This window comes from Proteus sp. G2626 (assembly GCF_009915985.1).
GTDB lineage: Bacteria > Pseudomonadota > Gammaproteobacteria > Enterobacterales > Enterobacteriaceae > Proteus > Proteus vulgaris.
The window spans coordinates 62,350-82,216 of record NZ_JAABNH010000028.1 but is presented as its reverse complement, the minus strand read 5'-3'; the positions used below and the strand labels follow the sequence as shown (position 1 = coordinate 82,216).

Sequence of the window (19,867 nt, the reverse complement as noted above, 5' to 3'; positions counted from 1 at the left end):
AAAAATTTTGAGCAAAAATATTCATCAATATTTAAGATAAGTGAGAAAAATCGTTGGTAGAAGTTTATTTAATCCAGATTAATGATGCCATTCTACCTGTTATCTGCTCTCGTCTATATGAGAAGAAGCGTGATTTATCAGTCACAGTACAGAAATCACCACCATAAATCTGTGTCACTCCACTTTCCTGTAAGATTATTCTCGCTAACATATAAATATTAGCGAAGTATTTATCATTATGGGGAATAAATGCAGGATCAAAGGCAATATTTTTTTCAATAAAAGCCAAACGGACCTCAGCCCCTACTTCAAAAGCATTAGGACCAATTGCGGGTCCTAACCATGCCATTATTTGACTTTTAGGCGCTTTGAAGTGCGCAAGTGTATTTTGCAATACGCCATGGCAAAGCCCTCTCCACCCACCGTGTGCTGCACCAACTTCTGTTCCATCGACCGTAGTAAAAAGAACAGGTAGACAATCTGCCGTCATAATTGCACAAACTTTTTTCATTGTAGAGGTATAAAGGGCATCACCTTCTACTTCATTATTTTTCCCAGAATTTAGCGTAACAACATGTGTACCATGAACTTGTTCTAGCCATAGTGGCATTTCCGGCAATTGGGCTTGTTGACAAAGTCTGTGTCTGTTTTCTTCAACACGAGACAATTCATCACCAACATGTGCACCTAAATTAAAGCTATGGTAAGGAGGTAAACTAATTCCCCCTTCCCTCAGCGTACTACAAGCACCAATATTGTCAGGTTGTGGCCAATCAGGAAAAATCAATGAAGTCATTTACCAATCCATTTCATCTTTAAATTGTTCAGCATCATCTTTTAATACATCGATAAGCTTAACCATATCATCAGGTAATGGTGCATGCCATTCCATTTCAATACCTGTGATAGGATGATAAAGGCGTAACATCGTTGCATGTAATGCTTGTCTATCAAACAAACGTAGCATTTCACGCAGTTCTTCTGAAGCACCTTTTAAAGGGCGTGGCCTTCCTGCATAAAGTTGATCACCAATTAAAGCATGATGAATATGTGCCATATGAACACGAATTTGGTGAGTACGTCCAGTTTCTAAGCGCAAACGTAAGCGTGTATGAGCACGGAAATGCTCCATCACACGATAATGTGTTACTGCAGGTTTACCCATTGGGTGCACCGCCATATGTGTACGCTTAGTCGGATGTCGAGAAATTGGTTCATTGACTAATCCTCCCGCCGTCATTCTTCCTGTTGCAACCGCTTCATATTCACGCGTAATTTCGCGACGCTGCAAAGCTTCAACTAAATGAGTTTGAGCGGGAACTGTTTTTGCAACAACCATTAAACCTGTTGTATCTTTATCTAAACGATGGACAATACCTGCACGAGGTACATTAGCAATTTCTGGATAGCGATAAAGTAATGCATTTAATACGGTTCCATCTGGGTTACCAGCACCGGGATGTACAACGAGATCTCTTGGCTTATTGATAACTAAAATATCATCATCTTCATAGACGATATTTAACGGAATATTCTGAGGCTCCCAGCGAACTTCCTCTTCAATTAAGGCATCGACTTCAATTTTTTCACCGCCAAGCATTTTTTCTTTTGGCTTATTGATGATTTTATCGTTAACCTGCACTCTATTGTCTAAGATCCACTCTTTTATACGAGATCTTGAATAATCAGGGAACAATTCGGCCAAAGCCTGATCTAAGCGTTGACCCAGCTGCGAATCTGCGACTGTAGCATTAAGTCGTATTTGTTGAGACATAAATAATTTTCTATTAATTAAGTTAGTGTTTTGACGGCACAGCCGTTTCATTTAAAATGAGTTATAGTGTAACCGATTTTAGGGGAGCTTCACGGAGAGACTCCCCAAACCTATTCAGAGGATAATCAATACGTGATGAGACGCATTAAATACCTGGTGGCAGCGGCCACTGTAAGCCTATTACTTACTGGCTGTTCGAGTTCAGACAAAGACACTACTGCCGATATGTCGCCTTCTGAGCTTTACTCAACCAGTCAGGAAAAATTGCTAGATGGCAATTATGGAGCGGCTATCAAACAATTAGAGTCTCTCGATAATCGCTATCCTTTTGGCCCTTACTCTCAACAAGTTCAACTCGACCTGATTTATGCTTATTATAAATCAGCAGAGTTGCCAATGGCGATTTCTGCAATCGACCGTTTTATGCGATTAAACCCAACCCATCCTAATATTGACTATGTTCTTTATATGCGAGGCTTAACCGCTCAAGCATTAGATGATAGTGCATTACAAGGATTCTTTGGTATTGATCGTTCAGACCGTGATCCTCAACATGCAATTGTGGCATTTAAAGACTTCAGTCAATTAGTACGTTACTACCCTGATAGCCTTTACGTCGCTGATGCAACCAAGCGCCTTGTCTTTCTTAAAAACCGTTTAGCGAAGTATGAACTTTCAGTTGCGAAATTCTATACTAAACGAGGGGCTTATGTCGCGGTTATTAATAGAGTAGAGCAAATGATGCGTGATTATCCTGATACACAAGCCACTCGTGATGCGCTTGTCTACATGGAAAATGCCTATAAAGAATTAGGTCTGACACAAGAAGCGGAAAAAGTGGCTTCATTAATTGCAGCAAATCCAGCTTAACTCAAACATCACCATCAAAAACAGCAGCTTATCGCTGCTGTTTTTTATTCTTGTTAGCTAAATTGTCTTTACATTTTATCAGCCCAACCTTTCTAATATGACTGAATAAATACAACTTAACAAGCGGTCTTTTTCAGCTATTTATCATTTGTCACGTTTCTATTACTTGTTACACATACATCTAACAAAAAGTGATTTTGATCATGTTTTTAATTGTATATCACGATATTCTGAAGTTATCGAAGACGGAGTAATTAAGAGGTAACTATATGATTATAAATATTACTAGCAAACAAATGGAAATTACCCCAGCACTACGTGAACACATTGAAAGCCGTCTAACTAAACTTAATAAATGGCAGGTGAATTTAATCAATCCTCGTATTATTCTGACAAAAGATCCTAAAGGTTTTAGTGTTGATGCCAGCATTCATACACCAAATGGACAATTAGTCGCTAATGCACAACATGCCGATATGTATGTTGCTATTAATGATTTATTAGCAAAACTTGAGCGTCAATTAAACAAAGTTCAGCATAAAAATGAATCTCGTCGGGCTAATAACAGCCTGAAAGAAGAAAATTTACTTGTCGATGAAATATAAATAGTAAAGCTAGATTAAAAATTAGAATAAATCACTGACTCAAAACGCCTCTGCGCATCCTTGTGATGCGCTTTTTATTGTATTTCTCTTGACTCCTTTCACATCATCATGTTTGATAGCTATATGTTAAATAATTTACCAAACAATATAATGACGACACATTCGTTTTTGTCTTTCTTCTTTTTCTTTTTACTCTTTCATTAAGAGGCATTGTCATTTCAGAAAGAAAAATAAGAACGACAATAGCCTCCAAAAATGGAGGCTTTTTTATTTATAATGGTACGACGCAAAGATATAGGGCTAAAACATGGAAAAACGCGATTTATTAGCAATCAGAGATAAAATCACAACGTTAGATTCAGAATTACTCACGTTGTTAGCAAATAGACGCCAATTATCTGCTGATGTCGCTCAATTTAAATTGAATACACATCGCCCTATTAGAGATAAGGATCGTGAACGTGAATTACTTAATTTATTAATTGAGAAAGGAAAAAATGTTGGGTTAGATGGTTTTTATATCAGCCGTATTTTTCAAATGATCATTGAAGACTCCGTATTAACACAACAAGCTATCCTACAACAGCACCTCAATGCAACACCAAATGAATCAGCTAGAATTGCTTATTTAGGGCCCAAAGGCTCTTATTCACATATTGCAGCTCGTCAATATGCAGCCCGCCATTTCGATACCTTTGTTGATTGTACCTGCCAAAAATTTGATGATATTTTTACACTGGTTGATACAGGCCAAGCTGATTACGGTTTATTGCCTATTGAGAATACTAGCTCCGGTGCAATTAATGATGTTTACGATTTACTGCAGACAACATCACTGTCTATCGTAGGTGAAATCCGTATTCCTATTAATCACGCACTTTTAACTAGCGTTGATAGTACAACAGAAGAACTACAAATTATTTATAGCCATCCTCAACCTTTCCAACAATGTAGCCATTATTTAAATCAGTATCCAAATTGGAAAATCGAATATTGCGAAAGTACTGCTGCAGCCATGGAAAAGGTTGCATTGGCGCAATCACCTCACATAGCCGCCATTGGTAGTGAAGCGGGTGGTTCTCTTTATGGTTTAAAACCTTTAGCGAATAATTTAGCTAATCAGCAAATAAACGTTACACGTTTTATTGTTATTGCACGAAAAGCTATCGATGTCTCAGAGCAAGTTCCTGCGAAAACAACGTTCTTAATGGCAACAGGACAACAAGCAGGTGCTTTAGTCGATGCTTTAATGATTTTAAAGAAATACGACATTATTATGACGAAATTAGAATCTCGCCCTATTAATGGCACGCCTTGGGAAGAGATGTTTTATATTGATGTTCAAGCTAATCTACGTGATATCAGTATGCAAAAAGCCTTACACGATTTATCACAAACTACGCGTTCATTAAAAGTTCTAGGCTGTTACCCTTCAGAGAATGTTGTTCCCGTTGAAGTCAAATAATCTCACTCAAAGATAAAAGCCAGATAGTAATATAACTATCTGGCTTTTCTGTTCTTATTATAAATTCAATTAATTATAAAAAGCCATACATCGCTGCAAATACCCAACCAAAGACACAGGAAACTGTTACACCAATTAACCCTGGTAGAATAAAGCTATGGTTAATAACAAAACGCCCTATTCGAGTTGTACCAGAACGGTCAAATTGAATGGCGGCTAAGTCACTCGGGTAAGTTGGCAGAATATAGTAACCATAACAAGCAGGTGCAGATGCAATAATATAAGCAGGATCTACACCAATCCCCAATGCTAAGGGAACAATTGCGGCTAAAGCCGCCGCTTGTGAGTTAACAAACTTAGACACTAATAATAAAACAACAGCATAAGCCCAAGGATATTCTCGTACTAATTGCCCTAATGCGGCTTCTATTTCTTTCATATGCGCAGAGAACATGGTTTCTGCCATCCAAGCAATACCATATACAGCAACAATTGCTATCATCCCTGAGCGGAAAACTTCATTTTTAGAAATAAGAGACGGATTCGTTTTACAGATAATAATAATTGATGCGCCCGCTAATAACATAAACATCTGAATAACGAGCACCATAGATAACGGTTTACCATTAAATACAGGACGTATTTCAGAAAAGGCACCTAATATCGCAACAACCGCAATTGCACCTAAGAATATCCACATTGCCACCCAGTTTTTCATCGGCAACTTTTTATCTAAAAGTGTCGCTGTATCACCATAAACATAATCATGGTTTTCAGGAACTGAAATAAACTCTTGGAAGCGTAGATCCTTATCTAAATCCTTACCTCTAAACCAACTAAAAATACCAATCGCTAAAATACCAATAAAAGTAGAAGGAATTGTAATTGCTAATAAATCTAAAAACTCAAGGTGTTTACCATTAAAAGTGACGTCACCTAGCATTGCCACTAAGGTTACAACCGCAACAGACACGGGGCTTGCAATAATTCCCATTTGTGAACCAATAGTACTTGCAGCCATTGGCCTTTCTGGTCGAATATTATTTTTAATCGATACATCATAGATAATAGGTAAGATGGTATAAACAACATGCCCTGTGCCACATAATATTGTCAATGTACAAGTAACGAGTGGGGCAACGATAGAAATGTATTTCGGATTTTTACGTAATAGTTTTTCTGCTATTTGTAGCATAACATCCAATCCACCAGATGCTTGTAATGTTGCTGACGCAGAAACAACTGCAATAATAACGAGCATTACATCAACAGGTGGCTTTCCCGGAGGAAGATTAAAAATAAAAACTAAAATAACAAGACCTACACCACCTAATAGACCTAATGCAATTCCCCCTTTCCTAGCTCCATAGAATAGACACACTAATATAATGGCGAGTTGTATTAAAAAATCCATAAGTTACCCCTTGGAAAATACATCGGAATATAAAAATAATACAATTGGTTTTTTAGCATTTCTTTCAAGAAAAACAGCTTATGAAATATAATCTACGATAACTGTTATATCTATTTTTTTGATCACTGTTATAGTTTTAATAATACATTTTAATTTCATTCAGTTTTAAGATCTCATCAACAAAAAAAATTCAATAAAAAGAAAATATTGAACATTAATAGTTATTTAATTAAACCCAACAATAACAATTAAATAACAATAAATATAAATGACATTAGAGTATTAATAAAAGAAGGTATTTATCTTATTGTTTTTAAATATATATTTAAATTCAGCCACTCTTATTTCCTGAATAAAAGTAGGAAAAATCTATTTATTTTTAATAATTGAAAAACAGGAAAATAATATGAATATTTTTATCATGCTGATTTTAGGTCTATTTTTCACTAACCATGAAAGTAAGATTGATTCAGAAAAGGGCTATTACACTTATTCAGTGAGTCATCAATCACATTTACAACGATGTACAGTGAGTCCATGTCCAGATCCTAAAGACTACTAATTTATAACTATATTATTTTAGAGAAAATTATTATGAAAAAATTATCTATTTTGATACTCTCACTTTTATTTTCTAGTTATGTAAGTGCTCAAATCCATAATAAGAACATAAAAAATAAAACATCAATAAATACGTATTCACAAAGTAAGACTAACACAACAGACTCTAATCGTTGCGTTTGGCCACCTTGCGATGATGAGTGGTAATAAACTAAACAAACCCAATAAATAATTAGCAAAATAAAAGCCGAACAATCACTGTTCGGCTTTTATACTGTTATTCCTTTATACCTTTTATAGGTAGATAAATACTATATATAGCTAAATACGGCTATCATTCGCTTTTTGTAATAATACACCACTCTCTTTCATAAATTGAGAAGCATAATCACCGAACCAATCACTCACGTTATTAAATGAATGAACAAACTCATTCTTTGCATTAATATCTAATAAATCGATAGCTTGGCCTAATGAGTGATGATATCTACGAATTAATTCAATATTTTCTTTTGATGATAAAATAATATCTGCATACAGTTGTGGGTCTTGAGCAAATAGTCGCCCTATCATTGCTAATTCTAAACGATAAATAGGAGATGACAGTCTAAGCAAACTCGCAAGATCAACATTCTCTTTCGCTAAATGCTGACCGTAAGCAAACGTTGTAAAATGCCGAAGTGCTTGAATAAAGCTCATATTTTTATCATGATCTTCTGGTGCGATTGCCTCAATTCTAGCGCCCCATACCATTAATTGCTCTAGCAACCATTCAAACTCTTGATGGTTACGACCCTCACAATAAGCCACAACCTGTTTTGCTAAGCTAGGCACGTCAGGGCCAAACATAGGATGAAGACCTAAAACAGGCCCACTATGTGCTTTTAACATCGCTTCTAAAGGTATTTTTTTAATGGAGGAGAGATCCACAAGTAAACAATTTTCAGGTAAAGGTGGAAGCGACTCGATCACGTCAACAGTTAAATGGATAGGCACACTAATCATGACCATTCCCGCATTCTCAAAAATAGCGGGTGATTTCGTTTGCCATTCATTTGCTTCTAAACTTTCCACTTGATAACCAGAAAGGGTAAATAAACGAGAAAATAGTTTTCCCATTTTCCCCTTCCCCCCTACAATAACAATTTTACCCAGTTGAGGATTTAGCGTTTTAAAACCTTTGTCATTCTCTTTCGTATAAGACTCACGCATCACTCGGCGTAACACATCTTCAATCAAATCTGGAGATATTCCCATTTTCTGTGCATCATTACGCCGAGAAGCAAGCATAGAGGCTTCTCTATCAGGGGCATAAATCGGTAAGCCATGGCGATTTTTAACTTCTCCTACTTCAGCTACCAATTGCATTCTTTTCTCAAGTAAAGAAAGCAATGATTTGTCTACCTGATCAATTTGCTCACGCAAATATTGTAATTCTTCAGCCATCGATGCTTGCCTCTTTTTCTTTATGGTTATCTAGCTTAACTTACTTTTTTAAACAACGCTTCACGCTGGGCTAAAACAGGTGAAATTTGCGCATGTAAATTTCTTAATACAGATTCTGTTGTCTCCCAGCTAATACAAGCATCTGTTACTGAAACACCATATTTCATTTCATTACGAGGCTGTTCTGATGATTGATTACCTTCATTAATATGACTTTCTAACATAATACCGGTGATAGACTCATTACCTTTCGTGATCTGTTCAATCACTGAATCCACCACTGCGGTTTGACGTCGGAAATCTTTATTCGAATTACCGTGGCTACAATCAATCATCAATGAGGGTTTTAAGCCTGCTTTTATCATATGAGCTTCACATTGAGCCACGTCTTCTTCATGGTAATTTGGTGTTTTCCCCCCCCGTAAAATCACATGCCCATCAGGGTTACCTTGCGTTTGTAATAAACACACTTGCCCTGATTGATTAATTCCCATAAAGCGGTGTGGCATAGAAGCTGCTTTCATTGCATTAATTGCCGTATCTAAATTACCATCAGTCCCGTTTTTAAAACCAACTGGCATTGAAAGTCCTGATGCCATTTCACGGTGAGTTTGAGACTCGGTTGTTCTTGCACCAATTGCAGACCAACTAAATAAATCACCTAAGTATTGTGGATTATTAGGATCTAATGCTTCTGTTGCCAAAGGTAGCCCTAGTTGCACTAATTCAGTCAGCAATTTTCGCGCAATATGTAATCCTTTTTCCATTTCAAAGCTACCATCCATAAATGGATCACTAATTAAGCCTTTCCAACCCACTGTTGTACGAGGTTTTTCAAAGTAGACACGCATCACAATGTACAAACTATCACTTAATTCGGACGCTAATGCTTTTAGGCGTTTTGCATAATCGATAGCAACATCAACGTCATGAATCGAACAAGGCCCGCATACCACAAGTAAACGAGGATCACGATGTTGAACAATATCAGAGATTGTTTGACGTGATTGAGCAATGGCATGCAGATCATTGCGACTCAATGGGTATTTTTGTTTTAACTCTTCGGGCGTAATTAAAACCAGCTCTTCGCTGATATTCACATTATTGAGTGCATCTTTTTGCATGATCATAATCGTTACCTTTTTATATCTGTCATTGTGATTTTTGTGTGTCTGAAAGATAAGATAACATGCAATGTAAAGAAATCAATCCATATTTTCAATAATTACGATAATATTGTAACTCAATCTTTACACATACTATTTTAATTATAAATAATCAATAAATAACAATCAGTTATAGACATTAAAAAAATAAAAATGATGTGATAAATATTGAGTCAAAACAATATATCGTAAACATATAATTACACTTTATCTTTTAATGAATCTCAGCATAAGAAAAGTAGAGAAGATAGGGAGATTGAAGTAAAAGAGATAAAAAAAAAGGCCAGCAAATGCTGACCTTTTAACAATAACTTTCGGATGTGCGAAAGCGTATTATTTAGCGTTAAGACGCTCTTTGATACGAGCAGCCTTACCTGAACGCTCACGCAGGTAGTACAATTTAGCTTGGCGAACCGCACCACGACGTTTCACAGTGATGCTATCTACGACTGGAGAGTGAGTTTGGAATACACGCTCAACACCTTCGCCATTAGAAATTTTACGAACAGTAAATGCAGAGTGCAGACCGCGGTTACGAATAGCGATAACCACGCCCTCGAATGCCTGCAGACGTTTTTTAGAACCTTCAACAACCCATACCTTAACTTCTACATTATCGCCTGGACGAAATGAAGGTACATCTTGCTTCATTTGTTCTTGTTCGATTTGCTTAATAATATTGCTCATAATAACTCTCTTACCCTAGGTAAACTGATATTAATGACACCTTGTGTCAGACTTACTCTGCTGTACTTTCCAGATATTCCTGTTGGAACTCTGTTAACAGCACTCTTTGCTCGTCAGTCAGAGCTAGGCTTTCCAGAAGCTCAGGTCTTCTTAGCCAGGTTCGACCCAGTGATTGTTTCATACGCCAGCGATTAATATGTGCATGGTTGCCCGATAGTAGAACTGCCGGAACTTCCATACCATCTAATACCTCTGGGCGAGTATAGTGAGGATGATCCAGTAAACCTTCAGCAAAAGAATCCTCTTTCGCAGAGGCTACATGTCCGAGAACACCCGGTACAAAGCGTGCTACTGCATCTATCATTATCATGGCAGGTAATTCCCCACCACTTAATACGTAATCACCCACAGACCATTCTTCATCGATTTCTGTTTGAATGACACGCTCATCTATACCTTCATACCGACCACAAACTAGAATTAGCTTCTCATTTGTTGCCAGTTCACAAACTCCTTGTTGATCGAGTTTGCGTCCCTGAGGTGATAAATAAATCACCTTTGCTCCATCACCAGCCGCAGCTTTCGCTTGATGAATGGCTTCCCTTAGAGGCTGTACCATCATCAACATACCAGGACCACCGCCATAAGGACGATCATCAACGGTATTGTGTCTGTCGTATGTAAAATCTCGGGGATTCCAACATTCTACATTAAGCAGACCATGCTTCACTGCCCGACCAGTCACCCCGTACTCGGTTATAGAGCGGAACATTTCTGGAAATAGGCTAATTACCCCAATCCACATTTTAGTGTCCCACCGTTGAGAACCGTTAACCGGATAATCTAAAAACCAGGATCCCAATCAACGATAATTTTTTTCGCTGAGAGATCGACTTTCTTGATAACCTGCCCATCAAGAAACGGAACTAACCGTTCCCCAACACCGAATGCATCTTTCAGATTAGCTTTAATCACCATGACGTCATTTGAGCCCGTTTCCATCATGTCAGTAATGACACCTAAATCGTAGCCTTTGTCAGTTTCAACATGGCAACCCATCAGATCTTTCCAGTAATATTCACCTTCAAGTTCAGGCAGTTGCGATGCATTCACGACAATTTCAACATTCGTCAGGAAATTAGCCGCATCTCTGTCGTCAATACCTTTTAGCTTGACAATAATATCTTGGTTGTGATGTTTCCAACTTTCAATTTCAATAGTTTCCCACTGTCCATGACGCTGAATAAACCACGGTTGATATTCAAAAATGTTTTCGGCATGTTCGGTGGAGGAAAAAACTCTGAGCCAACCACGGATCCCGTAAGGTGAGCCCAACTTACCCATAACAATAGGTTCTACAGGCTCTTTTAAGGTTTTTTGTTCGCTCATTGTTACCACCGCGACAGATTAAGCGCTTTTCTTCGCTGATTTGATCAGGCCAGCAACACGTTCTGAAACAGTTGCGCCTTGAGCAACCCAGTGTTCAACACGGTCTACGTCTAAACGTAATTCTTCTGCATTACCGGTTGCCAGTGGGTTATAAAAGCCTACGCGTTCAATGAAACGACCATCACGCGCATTGCGGCTATCGGTTACTACTACTTGGTAAAACGGACGCTTTTTTGCGCCGCCACGAGCTAAACGAATTGTTACCATAACATCCTCATTAGTTAATAAAACAACCAGACGCCATCGAGGAACGGAGTCCGGTTGTCATATAAAAAGCCCGAAAAGTTTACTCACTTTGGCGAAAAAAGCAATCCAAAGCACGTTTTTTTTCAGGCTTTTTGATTTTATCGGCCTGGAAATCCTGGTGGCATCATACCTTTCATGCTACGCATCATCTTAGCCATGCCACCTTTTTTCATTTTTTTCATCATACGTTGCATGTCATCAAACTGTTTTAACAAACGGTTGACGTCTTGCACCTGCGTACCTGATCCCATCGCAATACGACGTTTTCGAGATCCTTTGATGATTTCGGGTTTTTGGCGTTCTTTTTTAGTCATGGAGTTAATAATCGCTTCCATTTTCACTAAAATTGAATCATCCATTTGTGATTTTACTGCATCTGGCACCTGAGACATACCCGGCATTTTGCTTAACATACTCGCCATGCCGCCCATGTTCTTCATTTGCTTTAATTGATCTAAAAAATCATTTAGATCAAAACCATCACCTTTTTTAAGCTTCGTCGCCAATTTTTCAGCTTGAGCTCTGTCAACTTTGCTTTCAATATCTTCAATCAATGACAGAACATCACCCATGCCTAAAATACGAGAGGCAATACGATCTGGGTGGAAAGGTTCTAATGCTTCTGTTTTTTCCCCAACACCGAGGAATTTAATTGGTTTGCCCGTAATATGACGAATTGATAACGCCGCACCACCACGCGCATCACCATCAACTTTAGTTAAGACAACCCCGGTTAATGGTAATGCTTCATTAAATGCTTTTGCCGTATTTGCAGCATCTTGCCCCGTCATGGCGTCAACAACAAACAGGGTTTCAACGGGATTAATGGCTTTATGAAGGAGCTGGATCTCTTCCATCATACCTTCATCTACGTGTAAACGCCCTGCGGTATCCACCAGTAACACATCATAAAATTGAAGCTGTGCATGTTTTAATGCATTACTTGCAATCGTGACTGGGTTTTCTTGTACGGTAGAAGGGAAAAAATCAACACCAACAGTTTCAGCTAATGTTTCAAGCTGTTTAATCGCCGCAGGGCGATAAACGTCAGCAGAAACAACCAGAACTTTTTTCTTCTTTTTCTCTTTTAAGAATTTACCTAATTTTGCAACACTGGTTGTTTTACCTGCACCTTGCAGACCCGCCATTAAAACAACAGCTGGTGGTTGAGCAGAAAGATCAAGGTCAGTATTGACTTCTCCCATCGCATTGACGAGTTCATTTTGAACAATCTTCACAAACTCCTGACCAGGTGTCAGGCTTTTGTTAACTTCATGTCCTACTGCACTTTCTTTCACTCGCGCAATAAAATCACGAACCACCGGTAAGGCAACGTCGGCTTCTAATAACGCCATACGTACTTCACGCAGTGTCTCTTTAATGTTTTCTTCGGTCAATCTTCCTCGACCGCTTATATTGCGCAATGTGCGCGATAATCTATCACTTAAATTCTCAAACATTATCTTAGCTCAGTGTTAAAGTTGGGCTTATCAGTATGTATGTCATCGATTATATCACGATGACTCGCGGATCTCTGCATAGAGATTTAAGCTTAATGACTTCAATAGTTGGAGCCGAATGCTCCTAGCGCTATACTAGGAAGTTATTCAAACAATATATGTAAGCGAAACTATGCCCGTTATATCAATCTCTATCGTCGCTGTCTGCGCTTATTTACTCAGTCTGGTGCTCATTTTACCTAGCCTGTTACGAAAAGAGCAGAATGGATACCGAGGATTAGCCCTCCTCTTCGCGGTCATTGCGCTTGTTGCGCATGCTATTTCATTAAAATTTTTAATTTTCCGTCCTCACAGCGGGCAGGATCTTTCACTCACCAACCTAGGTGCTATTGTTAGCCTGATGGTCTGCGTTATTATGACGATTGTGGCTTCGCGTGGCCGAGCATGGTTTTTACTGCCTATTGTTTATTGTTTTGCAATAGTCAATCTTGTCATTGCGACACTGATGCCAGGTGAGTTTGTTACACATCTTGAAAGTAGTACATCACTCTTTATCCATATAGGGCTCGCATTATTAAGCTATGCCACACTGTTAATCGCAGCATTGTATGCATTACAACTAAGCTGGCTCGACTATCAGCTAAAAAATAAGAAACTAAAATTCTCACCTCAAATGCCACCATTAATGACGATTGAGCGTAAAATGTTTCATATCACACAAGTTGGTGTCGTGTTACTCACACTAACATTGTGTACAGGTTTGGTGTACATGGATAATATTTTTGGTAAAGAAAATATCCATAAATCGATTTTTTCTATTATCGCTTGGTTTGTTTACATCATTTTATTATGGGGACATTTCCGCGAAGGGTGGAGAGGGAAAAAAGTCATTATCTTTAACTTGATTGGCGCCATTATTTTGACATTAGCTTTTTTTGGTAATCGTTTATTACAAGAGTTAATGCTTAATTAATTTTTATTTTAAGGTAGCAAAAGGATCTCAATTTTGGAGCATGTGTCGACAACTACGCTCATTATCATACTAATAGCGATGATTATTGCCTCAGCTTATTTTTCTGGAACAGAAACCAGTATGATGACGATTAATCGTTATCGTCTTCGTCATGCAGCAAAACAAGGAAATCGCTCTGCAAAACGTGTTGAAAAACTATTGCAACGGCCTGATAGATTGATCAGTCTGGTATTGATTGGCAATAATCTGATTAATATTGTTGCATCTGCATTAGCAACTATTGTGGGCATGCGTTTATATGGTGATGCTGGTGTTGCTATAGCAACAGGGATATTAACGTTTGTGATCCTTATTTTTGCGGAAGTACTACCAAAATCAATCGCGGCGTTGTATCCAGAACAGTTTGCCTACCCAAGTAGCATCATTCTTTCACCATTACAAAAAATCATGTTACCGATTGTTTGGTTTTTTAATAAAATCACATTAATATTCATGCGAATTTTAGGAATAAAGTCGCCAGTAATACAAGGTAATGCCGTTTCAAAAGAAGAGCTAAGAACCATTGTAAATGAATCAAAATCAAAGCTTTCTCAAAGAAATCAAAATATGTTGCTTTCTATTCTTGATTTAGAAAAAGTAACTATTGGCGATATTATGGTTCCAAGAAATGAAATTATTGGTATCGATGTAAATGACGAATGGAAATCAATCGTAAGACAACTCACTCACTCCCCTCATGGTCGAATTGTGCTTTATCGCGATACTCTTGATGATGCCATTGGAATGTTACGAGTGCGTGAAGCCTATCGTTTAATGACGGAGAAAAAAGAATTCACTAAACAAATTTTGATGAAAGCGGCAGATAAAGTCTATTTTATTCCTGAAAGCACACCGTTAAATTTACAGCTTGTTAATTTTCAGCTTAATAATGAAAAAGCAGGTATTGTGGTAGATGAATATGGTGAAATTCAAGGTTTGGTCACTGTTGAAGATATTTTAGAAGAAATTGTGGGTGACTTTACCACTTCAATGTCACCGTCATTAGCAGAAGAAGTGACATCTCAAAAAGATGGATCATTACTCGTTGATGGCACAACAAATATTCGAGACATCAATAAAGCATTTGGCTGGCATTTGCCCGAAGATGAAGCCAGAACTATTAACGGTGTCATTATTGAAGAACTTGGTGACTTACCTGTTGTCGGCGATAAAATAAAAGTCAGTGATTATGAATTCGAAATACTTGAAGTCCAGGACAACGTGATCAAAAAGGCCCTAATTCGCCATCTCGCTATTCCTCATCATTAATGAATGCAAAATAAAGCGCTTATTGAAGCGCTTTATTTTTTTCTATTTATCCTAACTCAAATCGTAATTTGCTATTACGAAAATCAAACTCTCTCGCGGGTTCCATATAAGAAGGTTCTATTGCTTGTTCTCTCTTGAGTTGAATAGGCCTTACTTGTTGATAATCAGAATAAAAACCATGATTTTTTACTCACATCACTAGATTAAGTGCTGGCTCATGAGAATAAGAATAACCATATTCTTCTCGTTGACAAATAAAGCATGCTGTTTCACCTTTTTTTAACGTAAGAGAAAGAGACTTGCGTGGAAAATGAGTACGCAATGTACTTTTACCAAAGAAATAAAATTCTCGAACAAAAAATTCTAAAACCAATTTGGGTGATAGGAATGGATGATTTTCCATAATAAAAGTGTACTCCGTGTATTAAGCATAAATTTAATCCATTATTGTGATAACAATATAAGAAGATAAGAAAATAAAACAATGGGATAAAAAAAAGAAAAATAGGAAAAAATTAGAATAAAAAGAGACAATAAATCAGGATGCGAATTTCTTGATCTATTGTCCCCTAGTTTTATAAGGTGCCTAAGACTAGATATGTAGCTCTTTTAAAGTCTCTTCAGGAAGTGCTAATTCGTCGTTATGATTAATACCAATATGGTGAGATAAAATATCCCGTGCAATGTCTTGTGCTTCAGTCAGAGAGTGCATTTCATAAGTACCGCATTGATATACATTCAACTCAGGGATATGATTTTGATCTTTTACTTTCAAAACATCTTCCATTGCTGCTTTCCATGCATCAGCAACTCTCTGTTCTTCTGGTTGCCCAATTAAGCTCATATAGAAGCCTGTACGACACCCCATCGGCGAGATATCAATGATCTCGACTCCATTACCATTAAGATGGTTACGCATGAAGCCAGCGAACAGATGCTCTAATGTATGAATTCCTTTCTCAGGCATAGCTTTTTTATTTGGCACAGTAAAACGTAAGTCAAATACCGTGATGGTATCACCTGATGGCGTTTTCATTGTTTTAGCAACGCGTACAGCGGGTGCAGACATACGAGTATGATCAACAGTAAAACTATCCAATAAAGGCATAAAAAACCTCCTAAGAAAAATTTAAATATTTTTAAGAAAAAATGAAACTTTCTGCAAGTAGCCCGGTCTTAGTAATGAATACGCGCAAAATGTTATCATCCCTATTTCTCTATAGAATTTTTCAGCCACACAAATCTTAGTGTGGCTTTTTTCTATCTAAGTTTAGGAAGCCACGTTATCGGCATTCGCCCCCGCATGGTTCTTCAAATACTCATCAAAAGAAATGGTATCACTCTTTTCTAACTCTTCTTGACGTTTTATAGATGAAATTCTCTCATGTTCGAACGCTTCATCAGTCAATGTTTCATAAGGTGTTTTAATTAATTCTTGGTAATACTCTTCCGCTAAAGATAAACCGTAGCTACCAATGCCTTGTGTTTTGATTTTCTCTAACAGTCTGCCAGAAAAGGTTAATTCTGGATTATCAAACATTTCTTCTAACTTAACACAAACTTCCATATATTTTGTGCCAGAACAGCAATCAAGAACATTAGCTACACGTTTTAAATCTGCAAATAACGCTTTACCCACTTGTGCTAACGGCTCTCTTCTTTCTCCACACCCCATGCCGATAACTTGACCTGGTTTACGTCCTTCTAGAATAACGTTATTCCAATTTGAACGACAACACGCTAATTCAGATGCGCTCATTTCTGGTGCATCAGCTAAAACACACCAAATCAAAAATAAATCAAGGAAACGAATTTGTGTTTCATCGACACCAATTGGTGTAAAAGGATTAATATCGAGTGAACGAACTTCAATATATTCAATGCCACCTCGTAATAAAGCATCAGAAGGAGACTCATCACCTTTGACTACACGCTTAGGGCGAATAGGTGCATAAAGCTCATTTTCAATCTGTAGTACGTTGGTGTTTAATTGAATGTATTCGCCGTCTTTATTCTTAACACCCAGTTTTGCAAATTCATCAGATGGCTTATGAATCGCTTTTTTCAGCCCTTTGACGTAAGTCTCGAGGTGATTAAAGGTAATATCCAAATCACTTTGGGATTTGTTGGTATATCCCAAGTCACTTAAACGTAATGACGTTGCGTAAGGTAAATACTTCGCACCTTTTGGCGTATTTTCAAACGGTAAGTTTGTTTCTCTTCCCTTTAAAAAAGATCCACAAATTGCCGGCGATGCACCAAAGAAAAATGGAATAATCCAACCAAAGCGATAATAGTTGCGGATCAAACGCAAATAACCATCTGAAATCGCCTCTTTACCACTGTTTTCATCTTTGATATTCGCCCATGCTTGCCAAAATTCGATAGGCAATGAAAAATTATAATGCACACCTGAAATAGTTTGCATTAAAGCGCCATAACGATTTTTCAGCCCTTCACGATATAGCGTTTTAAAACGCCCGACATTGGATGTGCCAAATTGAGCAAGCGTAATCTTATCTTCTGCTTCAATAAAGCAAGGCATACTCATAGGCCACATGCGTTCATTATCTAAGTGACGCGCCGTATAGCGATGTAAATCAGCTAAAAAGTGCAGGGTATGTGAAATATTGTCATCAACAGGCGTTATAAACTCTAACAGCGATTCAGCGAAATCTGTTGTGATCCATTTATGAGTTAATGACTTACCTAATGAGATAGGATGCTCGGTTGATGCTAAATTGCCTTCTGGTGTTACCCTTAAGGTTTCACGCTCGATACCACGGTGGATGCCACATAAAACTTTAGGGTGTGCTTCCAACCAAGAAAGCGCTTTGGATACGTCCGGGATCAAAGGTGACCTCCCGCGTTGATTAATGTTAGTAAATAGATAGGTGTTACTTTATCGTAAAGTCACTAAATTGTCGCTGATTAGATGATGTTAGCATTGTTAGTAGATGCTAAACAAAATCTTAGCATAATGAGAAATGAATGAATCGTGGAAAGCAAAAAGCCTCGCAAAAGCGAGGCTTTAAAGATGGTGCATCCTGGAGGATTCGAACCTCCGACCGCTCGGTTCGTAGCCGAGTACTCTATCCAGCTGAGCTAAGGATGCAGGTCTAACGAATTATTCTAGAAGCGATTTAACTATGATATCTAATAAAAGATGGTGCATCCTGGAGGATTCGAACCTCCGACCGCTCGGTTCGTAGCCGAGTACTCTATCCAGCTGAGCTAAGGATGCGTCGTCGTAATCTTTCTAGCTGCTCATATTGCTATTAGCAATAATGAGTAATGAGATGGTGCATCCTGGAGGATTCGAACCTCCGACCGCTCGGTTCGTAGCCGAGTACTCTATCCAGCTGAGCTAAGGATGCGCCGTTTTAATACTTTACTCTTTTAATGCAAATTATTCACCATTTGCACCAAAATAAAAACCCCATACATTAATCATGGGGTTGGAATTGGTGCATCCTGGAGGATTCGAACCTCCGACCGCTCGGTTCGTAGCCGAGTACTCTATCCAGCTGAGCTAAGGATGCAATCTAAATGGCGGTGAGAGAGGGATTCGAACCCTCGATGCAGCTTTTGACCGCATACTCCCTTAGCAGGGGAGCGCCTTCAGCCTCTCGGCCATCTCACCATATTTAGAACCACTCAACGAAGTTCTTACTGAACATCTCGTCTCTGTGTGGCGCACATATTACTTTCTCAGCCTAAGAAGTCAAACAATTTTTCTCAACTTTTTACGAATATATGTTTGTTTGAACACTTCACAAACAAACTGATGCGTTTATCAGCAAGATTGGCTAAAAAAGTCTTAAACACAATGATATCGCTGATGAAAAATCATTCAAGTATTTTATACTCATAGCAAATATATTTATTTGCAAAACAAATAATTGTGAAGCGAATGATTAGAGGTAAAAAGAGTTTCAATTCTGTCAATCAGAATAAACGGATAGTGCAATAATAAATGCAACTCAAGGAGAGTGATGATAGGAACCAAAAAAGGAATAAAAAGTCTTATAAAGAGAAAAGCGCCCAGACCCGGCAAAAGTGTGGACGCTTACGAATGAATTGTAGCTAACTAAAAGTGGGAATTTATTTAGTAGTTATCAGTAGGCTGAGTTTTCTCGGCCTGAATTCGTTGATAGATCTCTTCACGATGGACTGATACTTCTTTGGGTGCATTTACGCCAATCCGTACCTGATTACCTTTAACCCCTAAAACGGTTACGGTCACATCATCGCCTATCATAAGCGTTTCACCAACTCGACGAGTTAGAATAAGCATTCTTTGCTCCTTGAAAATTTACAAGAGTCGGGTCTCTAGAATTTCCCGGCCATTATCCATCATACATTGTCAATTCGTATAATCATTATTTATCACAAGTAACTCATACTTCATAACAAAATATAAATTTTGTGACTGATTATTTA

The 19,867-nt window shown here is 37.9% G+C and carries 19 protein-coding genes, 5 tRNA genes and 1 other annotated feature; of the genes, 5 read left to right on the top strand and 19 right to left on the bottom strand.

Annotated features, from left to right (window positions below; translation table 11 throughout):
* Window positions 1-64 precede the first annotated feature (64 nt).
* A complete protein-coding gene (gene yfiH / locus GWJ05_RS16260) occupies window positions 65-796 on the bottom strand; it encodes a purine nucleoside phosphorylase YfiH (RefSeq protein WP_036932565.1) in 732 nt (243 codons plus the stop codon).
* On the bottom strand, window positions 797-1,774 hold the full coding sequence (gene rluD, locus GWJ05_RS16255; protein ID WP_036932566.1) for a 23S rRNA pseudouridine(1911/1915/1917) synthase RluD: 978 nt from the start codon (window positions 1,772-1,774) through the stop codon (window positions 797-799).
* 135 nt (window positions 1,775-1,909) lie between these two features.
* Between rluD and bamD the strand changes: the two genes are divergently transcribed.
* From bamD to pheA, 3 genes are all read left to right on the top strand, one after another.
* Complete coding sequence (gene bamD, locus GWJ05_RS16250; protein WP_036932567.1) at window positions 1,910-2,644, top strand: outer membrane protein assembly factor BamD; 735 nt, start codon at window positions 1,910-1,912, stop codon at window positions 2,642-2,644.
* A gap of 269 nt (window positions 2,645-2,913) precedes the next feature.
* On the top strand, window positions 2,914-3,249 hold the full coding sequence (gene raiA, locus GWJ05_RS16245; protein WP_036932569.1) for a ribosome-associated translation inhibitor RaiA: 336 nt from the start codon (window positions 2,914-2,916) through the stop codon (window positions 3,247-3,249).
* Window positions 3,250-3,404: 155 nt separating this feature from the next.
* Window positions 3,405-3,521: a sequence feature (Phe leader region), on the top strand.
* A 35-nt stretch (window positions 3,522-3,556) separates the two neighbouring features.
* Window positions 3,557-4,714 (top strand): bifunctional chorismate mutase/prephenate dehydratase, encoded by a 1,158-nt coding sequence (gene pheA, locus GWJ05_RS16240; protein ID WP_036932570.1) that lies wholly within the window; start codon window positions 3,557-3,559, stop codon window positions 4,712-4,714.
* A 73-nt stretch (window positions 4,715-4,787) separates the two neighbouring features.
* Here pheA and GWJ05_RS16235 read toward each other — a convergent pair whose 3' ends face one another.
* The 8 genes from GWJ05_RS16235 to ffh form a co-directional block, all read right to left on the bottom strand.
* Window positions 4,788-6,128: an anaerobic C4-dicarboxylate transporter gene (locus tag GWJ05_RS16235; protein ID WP_036932571.1), complete on the bottom strand. Its 1,341-nt coding sequence runs from the start codon at window positions 6,126-6,128 to the stop codon at window positions 4,788-4,790.
* Window positions 6,129-7,010: 882 nt separating this feature from the next.
* Window positions 7,011-8,135, bottom strand: a complete 1,125-nt coding sequence (gene tyrA, locus GWJ05_RS16230) for a bifunctional chorismate mutase/prephenate dehydrogenase (protein WP_036932572.1) — start codon at window positions 8,133-8,135, stop codon at window positions 7,011-7,013.
* A 35-nt stretch (window positions 8,136-8,170) separates the two neighbouring features.
* Window positions 8,171-9,265: a 3-deoxy-7-phosphoheptulonate synthase gene (locus GWJ05_RS16225; protein ID WP_036932573.1), complete on the bottom strand. Its 1,095-nt coding sequence runs from the start codon at window positions 9,263-9,265 to the stop codon at window positions 8,171-8,173.
* Between the two features lie 369 nt (window positions 9,266-9,634).
* Window positions 9,635-9,988, bottom strand: a complete 354-nt coding sequence (gene rplS / locus GWJ05_RS16220; protein WP_036932575.1) for a 50S ribosomal protein L19 — start codon at window positions 9,986-9,988, stop codon at window positions 9,635-9,637.
* 52 nt (window positions 9,989-10,040) lie between these two features.
* Window positions 10,041-10,793 carry a tRNA (guanosine(37)-N1)-methyltransferase TrmD gene (trmD, locus tag GWJ05_RS16215; protein ID WP_161681505.1) on the bottom strand — a complete coding sequence of 251 codons (753 nt, stop codon included), beginning with the start codon at window positions 10,791-10,793 and terminating at the stop codon, window positions 10,041-10,043.
* A gap of 38 nt (window positions 10,794-10,831) precedes the next feature.
* Complete coding sequence (gene rimM, locus GWJ05_RS16210; protein ID WP_036932577.1) at window positions 10,832-11,377, bottom strand: ribosome maturation factor RimM; 546 nt, start codon at window positions 11,375-11,377, stop codon at window positions 10,832-10,834.
* 18 nt (window positions 11,378-11,395) lie between these two features.
* A complete protein-coding gene (gene rpsP, locus GWJ05_RS16205; protein ID WP_004244772.1) occupies window positions 11,396-11,644 on the bottom strand; it encodes a 30S ribosomal protein S16 in 249 nt (82 codons plus the stop codon).
* A 137-nt stretch (window positions 11,645-11,781) separates the two neighbouring features.
* On the bottom strand, window positions 11,782-13,143 hold the full coding sequence (gene ffh, locus GWJ05_RS16200; protein WP_036932579.1) for a signal recognition particle protein: 1,362 nt from the start codon (window positions 13,141-13,143) through the stop codon (window positions 11,782-11,784).
* A gap of 172 nt (window positions 13,144-13,315) precedes the next feature.
* On the opposite strand from ffh, the gene GWJ05_RS16195 reads away from it, so the two are divergent.
* Window positions 13,316-14,116, top strand: coding sequence for a cytochrome C assembly family protein (locus GWJ05_RS16195; protein WP_036932580.1), 801 nt, complete (start codon window positions 13,316-13,318; stop codon window positions 14,114-14,116).
* Between the two features lie 33 nt (window positions 14,117-14,149).
* On the top strand, window positions 14,150-15,424 hold the full coding sequence (locus tag GWJ05_RS16190) for a CNNM domain-containing protein (RefSeq protein ID WP_036932581.1): 1,275 nt from the start codon (window positions 14,150-14,152) through the stop codon (window positions 15,422-15,424).
* Window positions 15,425-15,614: 190 nt separating this feature from the next.
* Here the strand turns inward: GWJ05_RS16190 and GWJ05_RS16185 are convergent, their stop codons facing one another.
* The 9 genes from GWJ05_RS16185 to csrA all read right to left on the bottom strand — a co-directional run bounded on the left by GWJ05_RS16185 (window position 15,615) and on the right by csrA (window position 19,721).
* Window positions 15,615-15,827 (bottom strand): hypothetical protein, encoded by a 213-nt coding sequence (locus GWJ05_RS16185; protein WP_123821961.1) that lies wholly within the window; start codon window positions 15,825-15,827, stop codon window positions 15,615-15,617.
* A gap of 189 nt (window positions 15,828-16,016) precedes the next feature.
* Window positions 16,017-16,532, bottom strand: a complete 516-nt coding sequence (gene luxS / locus GWJ05_RS16180) for an S-ribosylhomocysteine lyase (protein ID WP_036932584.1) — start codon at window positions 16,530-16,532, stop codon at window positions 16,017-16,019.
* 162 nt (window positions 16,533-16,694) lie between these two features.
* On the bottom strand, window positions 16,695-18,278 hold the full coding sequence (gene gshA, locus GWJ05_RS16175) for a glutamate--cysteine ligase (RefSeq protein WP_036932585.1): 1,584 nt from the start codon (window positions 18,276-18,278) through the stop codon (window positions 16,695-16,697).
* A gap of 184 nt (window positions 18,279-18,462) precedes the next feature.
* Window positions 18,463-18,539, bottom strand: a tRNA-Arg gene (locus tag GWJ05_RS16170).
* Window positions 18,540-18,591: 52 nt separating this feature from the next.
* A tRNA-Arg gene (locus GWJ05_RS16165) sits at window positions 18,592-18,668 on the bottom strand.
* Between the two features lie 56 nt (window positions 18,669-18,724).
* Window positions 18,725-18,801 (bottom strand) — tRNA-Arg (locus GWJ05_RS16160).
* 88 nt (window positions 18,802-18,889) lie between these two features.
* Window positions 18,890-18,966: transfer RNA gene (locus tag GWJ05_RS16155), tRNA-Arg, on the bottom strand.
* An 8-nt stretch (window positions 18,967-18,974) separates the two neighbouring features.
* A tRNA-Ser gene (locus tag GWJ05_RS16150) sits at window positions 18,975-19,067 on the bottom strand.
* A 465-nt stretch (window positions 19,068-19,532) separates the two neighbouring features.
* Window positions 19,533-19,721: a carbon storage regulator CsrA gene (gene csrA / locus GWJ05_RS16145; protein WP_004244778.1), complete on the bottom strand. Its 189-nt coding sequence runs from the start codon at window positions 19,719-19,721 to the stop codon at window positions 19,533-19,535.
* Between the last annotated feature and the right edge of the window lie 146 nt (window positions 19,722-19,867).